Origin of the sequence: Agromyces sp. G08B096, assembly GCF_040267705.1 — a bacterium.
In the GTDB taxonomy this organism is placed as follows: domain Bacteria; phylum Actinomycetota; class Actinomycetes; order Actinomycetales; family Microbacteriaceae; genus Agromyces.
Genome location: NZ_CP158374.1, coordinates 159,068 through 174,853 on the forward strand (window position 1 = coordinate 159,068; position 15,786 = coordinate 174,853).

16 protein-coding genes are annotated in these 15,786 nt (G+C 72.5%); 9 read left to right on the top strand and 7 right to left on the bottom strand.

Annotated features, from left to right (window positions below; translation table 11 throughout):
* Positions 1–33 precede the first annotated feature (33 nt).
* Positions 34–2,400, top strand: coding sequence for an arylsulfatase (locus tag ABIQ69_RS00780; RefSeq protein WP_350348493.1), 2,367 nt, complete (start codon positions 34–36; stop codon positions 2,398–2,400).
* 16 nt (positions 2,401–2,416) lie between these two features.
* On the opposite strand, the gene ABIQ69_RS00785 is transcribed toward ABIQ69_RS00780, so the two are convergent.
* Positions 2,417–4,072, bottom strand: coding sequence for a SulP family inorganic anion transporter (locus ABIQ69_RS00785; RefSeq protein ID WP_350348494.1), 1,656 nt, complete (start codon positions 4,070–4,072; stop codon positions 2,417–2,419).
* Between the two features lie 298 nt (positions 4,073–4,370).
* Here ABIQ69_RS00785 and ABIQ69_RS00790 point away from each other — a divergent pair, with 298 nt between their 5' ends.
* The 6 genes from ABIQ69_RS00790 (at position 4,371) to ABIQ69_RS00815 (ending at position 9,414) form a co-directional block, all read left to right on the top strand.
* Positions 4,371–5,438: an AI-2E family transporter gene (locus tag ABIQ69_RS00790; protein WP_350348495.1), complete on the top strand. Its 1,068-nt coding sequence runs from the start codon at positions 4,371–4,373 to the stop codon at positions 5,436–5,438.
* Between the two features lie 74 nt (positions 5,439–5,512).
* Positions 5,513–5,941 carry a DUF6325 family protein gene (locus ABIQ69_RS00795; protein WP_350348496.1) on the top strand — a complete coding sequence of 143 codons (429 nt, stop codon included), beginning with the start codon at positions 5,513–5,515 and terminating at the stop codon, positions 5,939–5,941.
* A gap of 44 nt (positions 5,942–5,985) precedes the next feature.
* Positions 5,986–6,306: an SHOCT domain-containing protein gene (locus ABIQ69_RS00800; RefSeq protein ID WP_350348497.1), complete on the top strand. Its 321-nt coding sequence runs from the start codon at positions 5,986–5,988 to the stop codon at positions 6,304–6,306.
* 73 nt (positions 6,307–6,379) lie between these two features.
* Positions 6,380–7,522, top strand: coding sequence for a type III polyketide synthase (locus tag ABIQ69_RS00805; RefSeq protein ID WP_350348498.1), 1,143 nt, complete (start codon positions 6,380–6,382; stop codon positions 7,520–7,522).
* A 4-nt stretch (positions 7,523–7,526) separates the two neighbouring features.
* Positions 7,527–8,264 carry a methyltransferase domain-containing protein gene (locus ABIQ69_RS00810; protein WP_350348499.1) on the top strand — a complete coding sequence of 246 codons (738 nt, stop codon included), beginning with the start codon at positions 7,527–7,529 and terminating at the stop codon, positions 8,262–8,264.
* A 4-nt stretch (positions 8,265–8,268) separates the two neighbouring features.
* Positions 8,269–9,414: an FAD-dependent monooxygenase gene (locus ABIQ69_RS00815; RefSeq protein WP_350348500.1), complete on the top strand. Its 1,146-nt coding sequence runs from the start codon at positions 8,269–8,271 to the stop codon at positions 9,412–9,414.
* A gap of 39 nt (positions 9,415–9,453) precedes the next feature.
* Here ABIQ69_RS00815 and ABIQ69_RS00820 read toward each other — a convergent pair whose 3' ends face one another.
* The 3 genes from ABIQ69_RS00820 to ABIQ69_RS00830 all read right to left on the bottom strand — a co-directional run bounded on the left by ABIQ69_RS00820 (position 9,454) and on the right by ABIQ69_RS00830 (position 11,506).
* A complete protein-coding gene (locus tag ABIQ69_RS00820) occupies positions 9,454–10,014 on the bottom strand; it encodes an alpha/beta hydrolase (RefSeq protein ID WP_350348501.1) in 561 nt (186 codons plus the stop codon).
* A gap of 101 nt (positions 10,015–10,115) precedes the next feature.
* Positions 10,116–10,556, bottom strand: coding sequence for a nitroreductase family deazaflavin-dependent oxidoreductase (locus tag ABIQ69_RS00825; protein ID WP_350348502.1), 441 nt, complete (start codon positions 10,554–10,556; stop codon positions 10,116–10,118).
* A 32-nt stretch (positions 10,557–10,588) separates the two neighbouring features.
* On the bottom strand, positions 10,589–11,506 hold the full coding sequence (locus ABIQ69_RS00830; protein WP_350348503.1) for a DMT family transporter: 918 nt from the start codon (positions 11,504–11,506) through the stop codon (positions 10,589–10,591).
* Here ABIQ69_RS00830 and ABIQ69_RS00835 point away from each other — a divergent pair.
* Positions 11,505–12,920, top strand: a complete 1,416-nt coding sequence (locus tag ABIQ69_RS00835; RefSeq protein ID WP_350348504.1) for a PLP-dependent aminotransferase family protein — start codon at positions 11,505–11,507, stop codon at positions 12,918–12,920. The genes ABIQ69_RS00830 and ABIQ69_RS00835 overlap by 2 nt on opposite strands.
* A gap of 7 nt (positions 12,921–12,927) precedes the next feature.
* Here the strand turns inward: ABIQ69_RS00835 and ABIQ69_RS00840 are convergent, their stop codons facing one another.
* Entirely contained in the window at positions 12,928–13,629 is a 702-nt protein-coding gene (locus ABIQ69_RS00840; protein WP_350348505.1) for a YceI family protein, read from the bottom strand.
* A 122-nt stretch (positions 13,630–13,751) separates the two neighbouring features.
* Between ABIQ69_RS00840 and ABIQ69_RS00845 the strand changes: the two genes are divergently transcribed.
* On the top strand, positions 13,752–14,267 hold the full coding sequence (locus ABIQ69_RS00845; RefSeq protein ID WP_350348506.1) for a hypothetical protein: 516 nt from the start codon (positions 13,752–13,754) through the stop codon (positions 14,265–14,267).
* Positions 14,268–14,273: 6 nt separating this feature from the next.
* On the opposite strand, the gene ABIQ69_RS00850 is transcribed toward ABIQ69_RS00845, so the two are convergent.
* Positions 14,274–14,894, bottom strand: a complete 621-nt coding sequence (locus tag ABIQ69_RS00850; RefSeq protein ID WP_350348507.1) for a class I SAM-dependent methyltransferase — start codon at positions 14,892–14,894, stop codon at positions 14,274–14,276.
* Positions 14,891–15,757, bottom strand: coding sequence for a DUF3626 domain-containing protein (locus ABIQ69_RS00855; protein WP_350348508.1), 867 nt, complete (start codon positions 15,755–15,757; stop codon positions 14,891–14,893). Before ABIQ69_RS00855 ends, ABIQ69_RS00850 begins: the two co-directional genes overlap by 4 nt.
* Positions 15,758–15,786 lie beyond the last annotated feature (29 nt).

Below are 15,786 nucleotides of genomic sequence, written 5' to 3' on the forward strand. Positions count from 1 at the left end.
GCACCGCCGCGGTCGGCCGGTAGCGTCGGGAACGTGACCGGCAGGTCGCCGGTCCATGCGCAGGGGGGAATCCGCGTGAACGAGGACTTCAACGGCAGGATCGAGCTGGACGTGCGGGACTCGGTGCCCGACTGGTCTCCGTACGAGCTGAAGCGGGCGCCCGAGGGGGCGCCGAACGTGCTGGTCGTGCTCTACGACGACACGGGCCTCGCGTCATGGTCGCCGTACGGCGGACGCATCCAGATGCCGACGATGGACCGGCTCGCGGCGAACGGTCTCACCTACACGCAGTGGCACACCACCGCACTGTGCTCGCCGACCCGGTCGACGTTCCTCACCGGGCGCAACCACAACGTCAACGGCATGGGCTCGATCATGGAGGGCACGAACGGGTTCCCCGGCTACGCCGGACGCATCCCCGACGACTGCGCCACCATCGGGCACATCCTGCAGGACCACGGCTACTCGACGTTCTGGCTCGGCAAGAACCACAACGTTCCGGAGGAGGACGTCGCCTCCGGCGGGAGCCGGTCGCAGTGGCCGCTCGCGATGGGCTTCGACCGCTTCTACGGGTTCCTCGGCGGCGAGACGAACAACTGGTACCCCGACCTCGTCGAGGATAACCACTTCATCGAGCAGCCGTACTCGCCGGAGGAGGGGTACCACCTCTCGAAGGATCTCGCCGACCAGGCCCTGAAGATCCTCCGCGACCAGCAGTCCTCGAACCCGTCGAAGCCCTGGTACCTGTGGTTCTGCCCCGGTGCGAACCATGCGCCGCACCACGCGCCCGAGGAGTACATCGAGAAGTACCGGGGCAAGTTCGACGACGGGTACGAGGCGTACCGCGAGTGGGTGCTCGAGCGCATGATCGAGCGCGGCATCATGCCCGAAGGCACCGAGCTGACGCCGTTCAACCCACTGCCCGACGACGTGGCCAACGCCGCCGACTACGTGAAGCCGTGGGACTCGCTGAGCGACGACGAGAAGCGGCTGTTCGCACGCTTCGCCGAGGTGTTCGCGGGGTTCTCGGAGTACACCGACGCACAGGTCGGCCGCATCATCGACTACCTCGACGAGACCGGGCAGCTCGAGAACACCATCGTGTTCTACTGCGCCGACAACGGGGCCTCCGGCGAGGGCAGCCCCGACGGCTCCGTGAACGAGAACAAGTTCTTCAACGGCTACCCCGACGACCTCGCCGAGAACCTCGCGATGATCGACCGGCTGGGCTCGCCCGACACGTACAACCACTACCCCACGGGCTGGGCGGCGGCCTTCTCCACCCCGTTCCAGATGTTCAAGCGCTACTCGCAGTTCTCGGGCGGCACCTGCGACCCGATGGTGATCTCCTGGCCGAAGGGCATCGCCGCCAAGGGCGAGCTGCGCCACCAGTACCACCACTCGACCGATGTGGTCGCGACCGTCCTCGACGTCGTCGGCATCGAGATGCCGACCGAGGTCCGCGGCCGCGCGCAGCGTCCGCTCGACGGCGTCTCGATGCGGTACAGCTTCGACGCCGCGCCCGACGGGCCGACCCGGAAGCACGCTCAGTACTACGCCATGCTCGGCACGCGCGGCATCTGGCAGGACGGCTGGAAGGCGGCGGCCATCCACGCGCCCATCAGCGGCACGGGCCGCTTCGAGGACGACGTGTGGGAGCTCTACCACGTCGACGAGGACCGCTCGGAGTCGAGGGACCTCGCTGCGGAGCATCCCGAGAAGCTGCAGGAACTCATCGACGCCTGGTTCCGCGAGGCGAAGGCGAACCGTGCGCTGCCGCTCGACGACCGGAGCGCCCGCGAGCAGCTGACCGTGGAGCGGCCGCAGGCCGAGCCGCCGCGCACCCGGTACGTCTACTACCCGGATACCGCGGCGATCCCCGAGAGCGTCGCCGTCAACGTGCGGGGCCGGTCGTTCAAGATCATCGCGGACGTGCGGTTGGAGGCAGACGCCGAGGGCGTGATCTTCGCCCACGGTTCGCGGTTCGGCGGGCACGCCCTGTTCATCAAGGATCACCGCCTGCACTACGTCTACAACTTCCTCGGCATCCCGCCGGAGCAGACCTTCACCTCGGAAGCGCTCGAGGTCGGGCCGCACGCGCTCGGCATGGAGTTCGTCCGCGAGGGCGCGGGCGAGCACGGTGAGTCGGTCGGCACGTGCCGGCTCTACGTCGACGACCGGGTCGTCGCCGAAGGGCCCATGCGCGCGCAGATCGGCAAGTTCACCCTCTGCGGCGACGGGCTGTGCGTCGGCTACGACAGCGCCGACACGGTGAGCCGGCAGTACACGAACCCGTTCCCGTTCCGCGGCGGCACGCTGCTCGGCGTCGCCGTCGACGTGAGCGAGGAGCAGTACCTCGACCTCGAGCTCGAGGCGGCCGCGATGCTCTCGCGGGAGTGACCGGTGGGGCGACGGGTCAGCCGCGCCCGTCGCCCGCCGTCTCCCCGGCGACCGCGTCGTCGACGGTGCGGAACACGCGCTGCTCGGCGACGAGTCCGCGGAACCAGCGCGTCCGACCGAGCACCTCCGCGACGGCGGGCTCGAGCCCCGCGAGCCGCAGGCTGACGCCCGCCTCGGCGAGCTCCCGGTCGAGGTCCTGGAACGTCTCGATGACGGTCACGGACACGTCGTTCAGCACGGCGGCGTCCAGCACGACCACCCGGATCCCCTCCTCCTCGCGCAGCCGGTCGAGCGCGGCGCGCTCGGTCGCCTCGGCGTTGGCGGTGAACAGCCCGCCGCCGAGCGTCACGACGGCCGTGTCGGGGGTGCGCCGATCCACCTGCAGCCGCACCTTCGACAGGGCGAGGAGCACCAGGAGGAGGGTGATCAGCACGCCGGCGGCGACCGCGACGAGGAGGCCGGCGACCAGCCCGATGACCGCGGTCGTGAGCGCGATCCAGAAGTCGCGCTTGGAGATGCGCCAGACGAGCACGATCGCGCGGACGTCGATGAGCCCGATGACCGCGACGAAGACGAGCGAGGCGAGGGTCGCCTGAGGCAGCAGCGAGAGCACCGGGCCGAGGAACAGCCCGACGAGCACGGCGAGCGCCACGGTCACCAGCGCCGCGACCTGGGATCTCGCTCCCGCGTTCTGGTTCACCGCGCTCTGCGAGAAGCCGCCCGCAGCCGGGAGCGTCGAGAACGCCGAGCCGACGATGTTCGCCGCGGCCGTCGCGAACAGCTCCCGGTTGCTGTCGACGGGCGGCTCGCCGGGTTTGCGGATGCCTCGCGCCACGGCGGCGGACTCGAGGAAGGCCATCACGGCGATCGCGAGCGCGCCGGGCAGCAGCGCCCCGATGTGCTCGAGGCTCGGCAGCGCCGGCACCGGCAGCCCCTGGGGCACCGGCGCGATGAGCTCGACGCCGGCGGGCTGCAGCACTCCGGCGGCGGCCAGCACGATGCCCCCGGCCACGACGATGAGGGGCGCGGGGACGCGCGGGAGGAACCGCTTCATCAGGAGCAGCACGGCGATGCTCGCCGCCGACAGCATGATGGTCGCCGGGTTGGCCTGCGGCAGCGCGACGACGGCCGCCTCGACCCCGGCGAAGAAGCCCTCGCCCGTCGGGTCGCCGCGCTCGCCGAGGAGTTTCGGCAGCTGACCCACGGCGACCGTGGCGCCGACGCCGATCTGGATGCCGATGATCGTCGGCCGGTTGATCACCTCCACCAGCCCGCCCAGACGGAGGAGGCGGGCGATGAGCAGGATGAGGCCGACCAGCAGCGTCAGCGTGATGAGGTCGCGCGGGATGTCGTCGGATCCGGCCGTCACCCCCGCGGAGACCAGCGTCGTGGCCGTCAGGGTCGCGATGGTCGAGGTCGTCGAGACGCTCATCGCGCGCGAGCCGCCGAGCGCCGCGTAGACGAGCATGGGCACCATGCAGGTGTAGAGGCCCGCCTGCACCGGGAGGTCGGCGATCGTCGCGTACGCCATCGCCTGCGGGATGACGACTGCGCCGGCGGTGGCACCGGCCAGCAGATCGCGTCGAAGCCACTCGCGGCGGTACCCCGCGAGCGTCGGGAACAGCGCCGCGCGGAACGCGCGCACTGCCGGCCGGGTCGACGGATCGGACATGCTTCCTCCTGCGGCGGATCGCGGCACGTCGCCGGACGTCCCACGAGCATGCTCCCAACCGGCGACGGTTCGCACAACGCACCGCGCGGCCCCGCGGCGGATGGATGCGCCCGCCTGGCTTCCGGCGGTACGCTCGCGGCAGACGACCGCGGGGGGCGCGATGTGGTGGAACCGGAGCAAGCGGACGGAGACCGGCGATCGAGCGAGCCGTGACGGCACCCCCGGACCCCCGACCGCTGACGGCCCCGCATCGGCGACAGCGGTCGCAGCGAACGCCCATCGCGGCGCGTTCATCGCGATGGGACTCGGCGGGGCGACCGTCGCGGCCTTCGGCCTGTCGGCCATCGGGTCGATCTTCGTGCCGACGTTCTTCGCGCTGGTCCTCACGATCTGCGCACAGCCGATCCGCCGAGGACTCGAGCGACGAGGCATCCCACGCGGGCTCGCGACGGGCTCGGTGATCCTCGCGACGACGCTGCTGCTGCTCGGGTTCGGTGCGGCGCTGTCGATCGCGGTGGCGCAGTTCGCCACGCTGCTGCCGCAGTACGCCCCGGAACTGCAGGACTGGGTCGCCGGCATCGGCGACTGGCTCTCCTCGCTCGGCATCGGCGAGGAGCAGGTGCAGCACATCCTGTCGGGCTTCGACCCGACGGCCCTCGTCGGCTTCCTGAGCGGGCTGCTCGGCAACGCCACGAGCCTGCTCGCGGCCTTCGTGGTGCTGCTCACCATGCTGATTCTGATGGCGATGGACTCGGGCTACGGGCCGACTCTCCTCGGCCAGCTCCGGCCGCGGAAGCCGGCGCTCGTCGCGGCGGTCACCCGCTTCACCTCCGGGGTGCGCCGGTACATGGTCGTCACGACGCTGCTCGGCGTCGCCCAGGGGCTCGTCAACTGGATCGCCCTCGTCATCCTGGGCGTTCCCGGCGCGCTGCTCTGGGGCCTCCTGGCGTTCCTCTGCAGCTTCATCCCGAACATCGGGTACTTCATCGCGCTCATCCCGCCGCTCATCTTCGGCGGACTCGTCGGCGGCTGGCCGACGGTCATCGCGGTCATCGTCGTCTACGGCATCATCAACGCCGTCATCCAGTCGATCATCCAGCCGAAGGTCGTGGGCAACGCCGTCGCGCTGAGCCAGACGCTCACGTTCTTCTCGGTGCTCTTCTGGGCGGTCGTGCTCGGGCCCATGGGCGCGATCCTCGCCATCCCGCTGAGCCTGCTCGTGCGCATGCTCTTCGTCGACTCGAACCCGCAGGTCGCCTGGATGCTGCCCGCGATCGGCGAACTCGACGAGACGAAACGCATCATGGACGACGAGGATGCCGCGGCGAAAGAGGAGCGGCAGCGCCGGAGGCATCCGTCGCCCTGACGGGGCTCTGGTGCCGAGCGGTTCCCGAGGGCTAGTCTCGGACCGATCGCGGGGAACGATCGAAGGGGGAGACGATGGCGGACTTCGAGTACGGACCGGTCGAGCTGTTCCTGGTGGGATTCGAGGGCGACCGCCTCGATCCGGGCACCGTCGAGGCGCTCGCCGACCTGGTGGAGGCCGGCGACATCCGGCTGATCGACCTCGTCATCGTGTCGCGCGAGCCCGACGGCCGGGTGCAGCTCGTCGAGGTCGACGACCTCGGCGACGAGATCGACGTGACGGCGCTCTCGCTCGACGCCAGCGGCCTGGTCGGCGAGGAGGACGTCGCGGAGCTCGCCGGCGCCATCCCGCCGGGCACGTCGGCGGCCCTGCTCGCGATCGAGCTCGTGTGGGCCAAGCAGCTCGCGTCGCGGTTCAACCGTGCGGGCGGCGTCGTCCTGCATTCGGAACGGATCCCGGCGCCGGTCGTGAACGCGGTCCTCGCCGAGGCGGAGGGGGAGTAGTCATGCCGGTCTTCAGGAGAGTCGGACGCCCGGGCCTGATCGGCATGGCCGCGCGCACCGCGGTGGTCGCGGGCACGGCGACGGCGGTGTCGGGCGGGATCGCCCGGCATCAGCAGGCCAAGGCCGAGCAGCAGTACGAGGCTCAGCAGTACGAGGCGCAGCAGCAGCAGGCCGCGATGCAGCAGGCGGCGCAGCAGGCCGCGGCCCAGCAGGCGGCGTACTCGCAGCCCGCCGCTCCCGCAGCCGCACCCGCCGCCGGCGGCGTCGATGTCGTCGCCGAGCTGACGAAGCTCGGCGACCTGCGAGCGCAGGGGCTGCTGAGCGACGACGAGTTCGCCGCCGCGAAGGCGAAGCTGCTCGGCTGACCGCAGTGTGCGTCCTGCGGGCCGCCGTGTCGACCCCTTGTTCCGGACTCGTTCCGCGGGTCAGGCTTCACGCATGACGATCGCGCTGCGAGGACTGTCCACCGTCGTTCCCTCCACCGTGCTGGTGCAGGAGGAGGTCCGCGACGTCTTCGGCGCGCAACCGGGCCTGAACCGCCTCGCCCAGCGGATCATCTCCACCTCGTTCGACGTCTCCGGCATCGAACGCCGGCACACCGTGCTCTCCGAACTCACGTGGGACGAGCACGAGGGCGAGGCGGTCTTCTTCGACCAGGCGAGCGGCGAGCTGCTGTTCCCCGGCACGAAGGCGCGCAACGAGCTCTACGCGACCGAGGCGACCGCGCTGTACGTGCAGGCCGGCGGCGCCGCCCTCGAGGCGACGCCGGGCATCGACGCCGCCGACGTCACCCACGTCATCACCGTCTCGTGCACCGGCTTCTACGCGCCGGGCCCCGATTTCGCCATCGCGCGCGACCTCGGCCTGCCCGCGGGCGTCGAGCGCTACCACCTCGGCTTCATGGGCTGCTACGCCTCCATCCCCGCGCTGCGGCTCGCGCGGCAGATCTGCGAAGCGGATGCCTCGGCCGTGGTGCTCGTCGTGAGCGTCGAGCTCTGCACGCTGCACCTGCGCTCGTCGAACGACCCCGACACGATCGTCGCCTCGTCGCTGTTCTCCGACGGGGCCGGCGCCGCGATCGTCACGGGGCGTCCGGCGGAACCGGGCGAGCGCTGGTTCGAGCTGGAGCGGTTCGCCACGCGCATCACGCCCGACGGCGAGGGCGACATGGCGTGGAAGATCGGCGACCACGGGTTCGAGATGGTGCTCTCCAACGCGGTGCCCGCCATCATCGGCGAGCACATCACGGGAGCGCTCGAGCCGCTCTTCGCGGCCGAGCCCGAGCTGACCGAGGCGCTCGCGGCCGACACGTCGGGTGAGGCCATCGAGCACTGGGCGATCCACCCCGGCGGGCGGAGCATCCTCGACAAGGTCGAGGCGCGGCTCGCGCTGAGCGAGGCGCAGCTGGTGCCGGCGCGCGAGACCCTCCGCGACTTCGGCAACATGTCGAGCGCGACGGTGCTGTTCGTGCTGCGACGCATCCTCGACGACCAGGCCGCGCGCGACGGCGACCGGGTGGCGTCGATGGCCTTCGGCCCCGGCCTCACCGTCGAGTCGGCGCTGCTCAGGGTGCGGGGCTGACCGGGTGCCGCTGCGGGTGCGCGACGTCGACGCGCGCGAACTGATGGACGATCCCGCGGCCGATCCCGCGATGCTCGAACGCACGTACGCCCGCTTCGGGCTGGTGAACGCGATCGTGTCGGGGCACCGGGAGACGTACCGGCGGTGGATCAGGCCGCGGTTGTCCGCCGACCGGGTCGCGCGGGTGCTCGACGTCGGCACGGGCGGCGGCGACCTGCCCCGGCGGCTCATCCACTGGGCCGCCGCCGACGGGCTGCGACTCGAGATCGTCGGCATCGACCCCGATGCCCGCGCCATCTCGTTCGCCCGACGCGCGCAGGCCGAGCGGCCGCTGCCCGGGCTCGAGCTGCGGCAGGCCTCGACGGCGGACCTCGCCGACGCCGGCGAGCGGTTCGCGGCCGTGCTGTCGAACCACGTGCTGCATCATCTCGACGGGCACGAGCTCGGGCGGCTGCTCGCCGACTCCGAACGGCTCGTCGACGACGGCGGCGTCGCCGTGCACGGCGACATCGCCCGCACCAGGTGGGGGTACGCCGGGTTCGCGGCGGTCACCTGGCCGTTCCAGGCGGGACTGCTGCGCGGGTCGTTCATCCGCCCCGACGGGCTCACGTCGATCCGCCGGAGCTTCACACCCGAGGAGCTTCAGGCGGTGCTGCCTGGTCGCTGGCGGGTGCGCCGGGCGTTCCCGTCGCGGCTCGAGGCGGTGTGGTCGGCTAGCCTGCTGGCAGGTGCGGGGAGGTGACCGGGTGACGGAGGCAGGCGGGGCGACTCGCCACGACGTGGTGATCGTCGGTGCCGGAGCCGTGGGCCTGCTGCTCGCCTGCCTGCTTGCGATGCGCGGCCTCGACGTCGTCGTGCTCGAGCGACGCGACACTCCGGGCCGGCGCACCCGCGCCATCGGCATCCACCCCCCTGGGCTGCGAGCCCTCGACGCGGCGGGCGTCGGTGCTGCCGTGCGCGCGGCCGCCGCGCCGATCCGAACGGGCGTGGTCTCCTGCCGGTCGCGGGTGCTCGGCCGGATGACGTTCCGGGGCGAGCCGATCCGCTCGCTCCCGCAGCACGAGACCGAACGACTGCTCGAGGCGCGACTGCACGAGCTTGCACCCGACGCGCTGCGACGCGGCGTCGAGGTGACCGGCGTCCGCGACCGCGGGACCGGCGTCGAGGTCGTCGCCGCCGACGGCCGGACCGTCGCTGCGGCCTACGCGATCGCGGCCGACGGGGTGCGCAGCACGATGCGCGACCTGAGCGGGTTCGGCTGGCGCGACCGGCGCGGTGCCGGCGAATACGTCATGACCGACACCGTCGACACGACCGGGGAGCCCGAGACCGCCCTGCTGCACTTCGAGCCGGCTGGCGTCGTCGAGTCGTTCCCGCTCCCGGGCGGGCGCCGGCGGTGGGTCGCCCGCGTCCGGAGACGCCCGGCCTCCGTGACGCCCGACACACTCGTCACCATCGTGCAGGCGCGGCTCGAGGCATCCCTCGACCCGGCCGCGATGGACCCGCCGACTGCGTTCACCGCCCGCCAACGGCTCGCCGACCGGTTCGCCGACGGCCGGATCGCGCTCGCCGGAGACGCGGCGCACGAGGTGAGCCCCATCGGCGGCCAGGGCATGAACCTCGGCTGGCTCGACGCGATCCATCTCGACCGCGCGCTCGCGGCCGCCCTCTCGCGCGGAGCGGGCGCATCACCGCACGAGGCGTTCGGCGCGTACGCCGTCGCTCGCCGCCGGGCCGCCTCGCGCGCGATGCGGCAGGCGGCGTTCAACATGAGGATGGGCGCGCCCGTGGCGGGCGTCCGGCTGCGACTCCGGAACGCCGCCGTGCGCACCCTCGCGGTGCCGCCGCTCCGGCGGGTGCTCGCCGACGCGTTCACGATGCGCCGGCTCTGAGCCCGCGGGGAACCGGCCGGCCGTCGGAGTCGGAGGCGGTCAGGCGACGGCCGCGAGCGCTTCCGGCAGCATCGTGACGCCGTCGGAGGCCAGGAAGTGGCCAGCGCCCGGCACGACCTGCGCCGACGTGCCGAGGAGCCCAGCCAGCCGATCCGTGTGCTCGGCGGGCACGATCAGGTCGTCGTCCGATCGCAGCACCGTGATCGACTCGACGCGATCCCGGATCGCGGAGACGTCGACGCCGTCGCCGATGAAGCCGTCGAGGGACGGCAGCGCCGGCAGCGGGTCGACGAACCCCGAGACGAGCACGAGCGCGCCCAAGCGCCAGGGCTCGCGGAGCGAGGCGAGGTGTCGCAGCGCGGCGAGGCATCCGAGGCTGTGCGCGATCACGGTCAGGTCGGGCCCCGGTACCCCGAGTGCCTCGGCGGTGGCGGCCGCCCAGCGCTCACGGGAGGGCGATCCGGGGTCGGGAAGGGCGGGGACCGTTGTGGGCGTGCCCGCGCGGGTGAGTCGGTCGGCGAGCCATCCGAACCAGTGGTCATCGGGCGTCGCCCCATAGCCGTGGACGATCACGGCTCGTCTGCCGGTGCTGGTGGTCATGGCACTGGAGGATAGACCTTGACACCAGTGTGAAGGTCAAATCGGCCGAGACGTCGCGCTCGGTCAGCCGTCGGCCTCGGCGTCGGCGTCGGCAGTCGAGTTCAGCCGTCGGTGCGCGTGAGCAGGAACAGCGGGATGAGCCGGTCGGTCTTCGTCTGGTAGTTCGCGTAGTCGGGCCAAGCGTCGACCGCACGCGCCCACCAGGTCTCGCGCTCGGCGCCCTCGAGTTCGCGGGCCACATAGTCGTGCTTCTCGGCACCGTCCTGGAGCTCGACGTGCGGGTTCGCGATGAGGTTCCAGTACCACTTCGGGTGCTCGGGCGCGCCGCCCTGCGAGGCGACCACGACGTACTCGCCGTCGTGCTCGACGCGCATGAGCGGCGTCTTCCGGAGCTTGCCCGACGTCGCGCCGACGCTCGTCAGCACGATGATCGGCTTGCCACGCAGCGTGTTCGCCTTCGCGCCATCGGATGCCTCGTACGACTCGGCCTGCTTCCGCGCCCAGTCGGATGTGCTCGGTGCGTACTCGCCCTGCAGCGGCATGTGGGCCCCCTCCGTCGTGATGTCCTTCCAGGCTAATCCGGCGTGAGGCGGCTCCGGACCGCGAGCGCCGCGCACCCGATCACCGCGAGTCCGCCGACGACCGTGGCCCAGCCGACGGACTCGTGCAGGATGAGCGCGGCCCACAGGATGTTCATGACGGGTTGCACGAGTTGCACCTGGCTGACCTGCGCCATCGGCCCGATCGCGAGGCCGTGGTACCAGGCGAAGAACCCGAGGAACATGCTGACGACGCCGAGGTAGGCGAACGCGAGCCACTCGGCGGGCGTGGCGGTCGGGGGCTCCTGCGCGAGGGCGACCGCCGTGCACGCGACCATGACGGGAGCGGCGACCACCAGCGCCCACGACACGGTCTGCCACGCTCCGAGCTCTCGCGCGAGCAGCCCGCCCTCGGCGTAGCCGATGGCGGCCGCGAGGACGGCGGCGAAGAGCAGCAGGTCCGACCAGTGCCACGCGCCCAGCCCGCCGTTCTGCAGGGCGGCGAACACCGTGACGGCGAGTGCCCCGAGTCCGGCGAAGATCCAGAAGCTCCGCAGCGGTCGCTCCTTTGCGCGCAGCACGGCCATGGCGGCCGTCGCCGCGGGCAGCAGGCCGACCACCACGGCGCCGTGACTCGCCGGCGCCGTGGTGAGCGCGAAGGAGGTGAGCAGCGGGAATCCGGCGACGACGCCGCCTGCCACGACGGCGAGGCGCACCCATTGGCGCCCGCTGGGCAGCCGCTGGCGGGTGAGCGCGAGTGCGGCCGCGGCGAGCACGGCGGCGACGACCGCCCGTCCGGAGCCGATGAACAGCGGCGAGAGCCCTCCGACGGCGAGCCGCGTGAACGGCAGCGTGAACGAGAAGGCGGTGACGCCGAGCAGGCCCCACCAGAGGCCGGCGCGACTGGATAGCAGTGTCGATCGCGTGGCAGTAGCGCTACTCTGTCCTGTCATGGATCAGAGTAGCACCGGGCGCATCGTCCGAGGCCTGCGCGAGTGGCTCGCCTCCGCGTCGCCCGGTCAGCAGCTGCCGTCGACCCGCGCGCTCGCCGCCGAGTATCGCGCCGGCCCGGTCACCGTGCAGAAGGCCGTCCAGCAACTGATCTCCCTCGGCCTCGTCGAGAGCCGTCCCGGCGTCGGCACCTTCGTGCGCGGCAGGGCCGCGGCGACGCCCGTCGACTACAGCTGGCAGACTGCGGCGCTCGGCGCCCAGCCGGCCAGGAGCGCCGCGCTCTCCGCGACCCAGCGCGGCGCGGCGCCTGACGCCATCGCGCTGCACTCCGGCTATCCCGCACGCGAGCTCCTGCCGGAGCGCGCCGCCCGGCAGGCGCTGGCCCGGGCGGCGCGGACGGACGTCGCGGTGACCAGGGCTCCTGCGGCCGGGCTGCCCGACCTGCGGGCCTGGTTCGCGGGCGAACTGGCTCGGGCGACCCCCGCCGGCATCGCTCCCGTCAGCGCACGCGACGTCATCGTCATCGCCGGCAGCCAGGGCGGGCTCAGCTCGATCTTCCGAGCGGTCGCGGGGCGGAGCCGCCCCGTGCTCATCGAATCGCCCAGCTACTGGGGCGCGATCCTCGCGGCGGAGCAGGTCGGGGTGACGCTCGTGCCGGTGGCCAGCGGACCCGACGGGCCCGATCCGGCTGAGGTGGAACGCGCGCTCGTGCAGACGGGCGCTCGGGCGTTCTATGCGCAGCCCGCGTTCGCCAATCCGACCGGGGCGAGCTGGCCGGCGGCCACCGCGGCGGGCATCCTCGAGGTCGTCCGCCGGTACGGGGCGTTCCTCGTCGAGGACGACTGGGCGCACGACCTCGCCATCGACGCCGACCCCAGGCCGATCGCCGCCCTCGACGCGGGAGGGCACGTCATCTACCTCCGCTCGCTCACCAAGAGCGTCTCGCCCGCGGTGCGGGTCGCCGCCGTCATCGCGCGCGGACCCGTCAGGGAGCGGCTCCTCGCCGACCGCGCCGCCGAGTCGATGTACGTGAGCGGGCTGCTGCAGGCCGCCGCCCTCGACGTGGTCACGCAGCCCGGATGGGCGGGCCACCTTCGTCGGCTCCGCGAGGAGCTGCGCGGCCGGCGCGACCTCCTCCTGCAGAGCCTTCGCGAGCTCGCGCCGTCCGCCCACATCGAGCGCGTGCCCGCCGGAGGGCTGAACCTCTGGGTGCGGCTGCCCGATGCGACCGACGTCGACCGGCTGGTCGCGGAGTGCGCTGCGGCGGGCCTCGTCATCGCTCCGGGCCGGGAGTGGTTCCCCGCCGAGGAGCCCGCGCCGTACGTGCGGCTGAACTACGCGGCCGAAGACCCGGGGCGCTTCCCCGAGGCAGCGCGGATCCTCGAGGAGTGTCTCGGTCGAAGCCCGCGGTGGTGAGACGCGTCTACGCCCGCGTCAGCTCGAGCGAGAACTCGACGAACCCGTCGGGCTCGACCGACACGAAGCCCAGGTTCGGCGCTTCGACGCCGTAGTCGGCGAACGTGATGGGGATGCTCCCCGCCACCTGCCCGGTCTCGCCGTTCAGCACCGCCTGCAGCTCGACCGTGACCGGCTTCGTCACGCCCGCGAGCGTGAGGTCGCCCGTGGCCTGCACCGTCTGCACGGCCCCGACAGTCGGCGCGGCATCGACGGTGATCGGCTCGGTCAGCACGAAGCTCGCCGTCGGGAACTCGGCGACCCGCATCGCGGTCGACCGGAAGTACTCGTCGCGGTTGCCCGAATCCGTCTCGATCGAGGCGACGTCGACCTCGAACGCCGCGGACGTGAGCGTCAGGCCCTCGACCTCGAGGTCGCCCGTCACCTGCGAGGTGCGCCCGGTCACGGTGACATCCGTGCCGTTCAGCACCTCGTCGACCCGGTAGCCGGCGAACGATCCGTCGGTCGCGGTCCACGCACCGCTGAGATCGGATGCCTCGGCCGAGGCATCCGCGCCGTTCGACGGCCGCGCCGTGACGCTCGGCGCCGCGTCGGCTTCGCCGACGATGAGGTCGCGGTAGACGATGGGGCCCGCGATGGCGGCGGTGGCGCCGAGCACGAGGACTCCGGCGACGATCGAGGCGGTGATGATCTTGGTGCGCTTCTGCATGGTCGGCTTCCCCCGTGGTGTCGGCGTGCGCGGCGTGTGGTCGGACTTCGACCATGGCGGTCGAAGATATGAGAACGCATGGAATCGGCCCGGACGCCGCCGACATGACGCATCATGACGTCATGAGCCATGCGCCGGAGCCCGCCGATGACCCGCACGTGCTCGGCCCGGGTCTGCTGCCGACGCCGTTCACCGCGGACGAGATCCGCGCGGCGACGGGGCGCGGCAAGACCATCCGGATCCTCGTCGAGGCGCCGGGCGGCGTGCGGTTCGAGCGCATCAACCGGTTCACCGACTGCGACGGCGACGGGGCGACCCTCGCGCGATGGCGCCTCACGGCCGTCGGGGCGGCCGCGGACGCCGTCGACGGCGAGATCGCGCGCGGCCGGGTCGCCTGGCGCGAACTGCAGGGTCACGCGGCCTTCCCGGCCGATCGCACGACCGTCGTGGAGGAGACTGTGGAGCTGCCGCTCGGCCGGCTCGCGTGCCTCCGGTACGACACTCGCGACCGGCCCGACGACCCCGTCGAGACCTTCTGGGTCGCGCGCGAGCACCCCGGCATGCCCGTGCGCTACGAGGTGCCGACGCCGGGCGGCGTCGAGCGGAGCACGGTCGTCTCGATCGAGCGCGCGGGCTGACGCAGCTCAGGCGGTGCGCGTCGCGACGACGATCGCCTGCGGGCGGGATCCTGGCCCGGGCGCCACCCCGGGATCGAAGCGGACGTGGACCGCGTCGATCGTGAACCCCGCCGATTCGATCCGCCCGGCGAGCTGCTTCGCGGGCCAGTAGTACGCCGTCACCACCGCATGCTCGAACGGCTCGAGCCTCGCCCCCGTGAAGAACCCGACCAGGAGCGAGCCGCCCGGCGCGAGCGCCCGTGCGAACTCCGCGAGCGGGGGGTCGATCGCCTCGGGGTCGGTGTGGATGAGCGAATACCACGCGAGGATGCCGCCGAGGCTCGCGTCCGGGGCATCCAGTCGCTCGGCGCGGCCCTCGTGGTACCGCGAGTCCGGGTACAGGCGCCTCGCCTGCGCGACGAACTCGGGCACCGGTTCGACCCCCTCGATGTCGACGCCGGCCCGGCGCAGGAGATCGGTCCACTGTCCGGGCCCCGAGCCGACGTCGAGCACGGGCCCCGTGACACCGGTCGCCCACTCGAGGATCCGCCGTCGGTCGTCGTCGGGCACATGCTCGACCTCGCCCACCGCCTCGACGTACTCGGCGACTCGGGAGCCGTAGGCCGCCCGGACCGCGTCGAACGTCACGGCTCGACCGGCCAGGTGCGGCCGAACCGGGCGACATGGTGCCACACGTACTTCACGAGCTGCGGGTCGAGGCGGCGTTCGGCGCGCGCCCGGCCGACGATCGTCGGCGTGAGCACCCCGTCGACCGCGATCTCCCTGGCTGCCTCGACGGCCTCGGGGCCGCGGTACTCCGGATTCGCCTCGACGACGGCCAGGTCGAGGCGGTAACCGGGGTGTCGTTCGATGAGGAGGCCGGCTGCCTCCGCGAGAGCCAGCGTCTCCTCGTCGTCGAAGTCGGGGTCGACGACCAGTGCCTCCACGTCCGCCGGAACCTCGACGCCCCCGTGCACCTGCGCCTCGATGTAGCGGTTGAGCGGCTCGTCCACCCGATCCGCCCGATACGCCTCGAGGAGACGCATGCGCTCGGCGACGCCGAACAGCCGCGGCTGGAACGCGCTGTCGGGGTAGACGAAGGTCGCGCGGCCGACGACCGCCGGGCGCAGGCGCAAGTAGGCGGAGCCGAAGCGGGGTGCCGCTCCGTACGGGTCGCGGTCGAGATGCAGGGCGCCGTACGCCGGCCGGTGTTCCGGCCCGTGCTCGTCATATGCGCCCCCGAACAGCCGGCTCTCCCACTCCCAGCGGTCGCCGCCGGGCCGCGCGGTCAGTCCGCCGTTGCTCGTTCCCGTCACGAACTGCGACGCGTACCGGCCCTGCTCCAGGATGCGCCGGAGCACCGGCTCGCCGCGGAGGTCGGCCTCGGGGTGGAAGTGCAGCACGATCCGCGCCTCCGCCGGCATCGCCACGCCCGGCTCCGCACGTTCGGCGATGGCTCGGACGGCGGTGCGCCACGGGCTGGGCGCCGTCTCCATCCGCCCGGTCTCCATCCCCCCAGTCTGGCAGCGGGCCGGCGCGT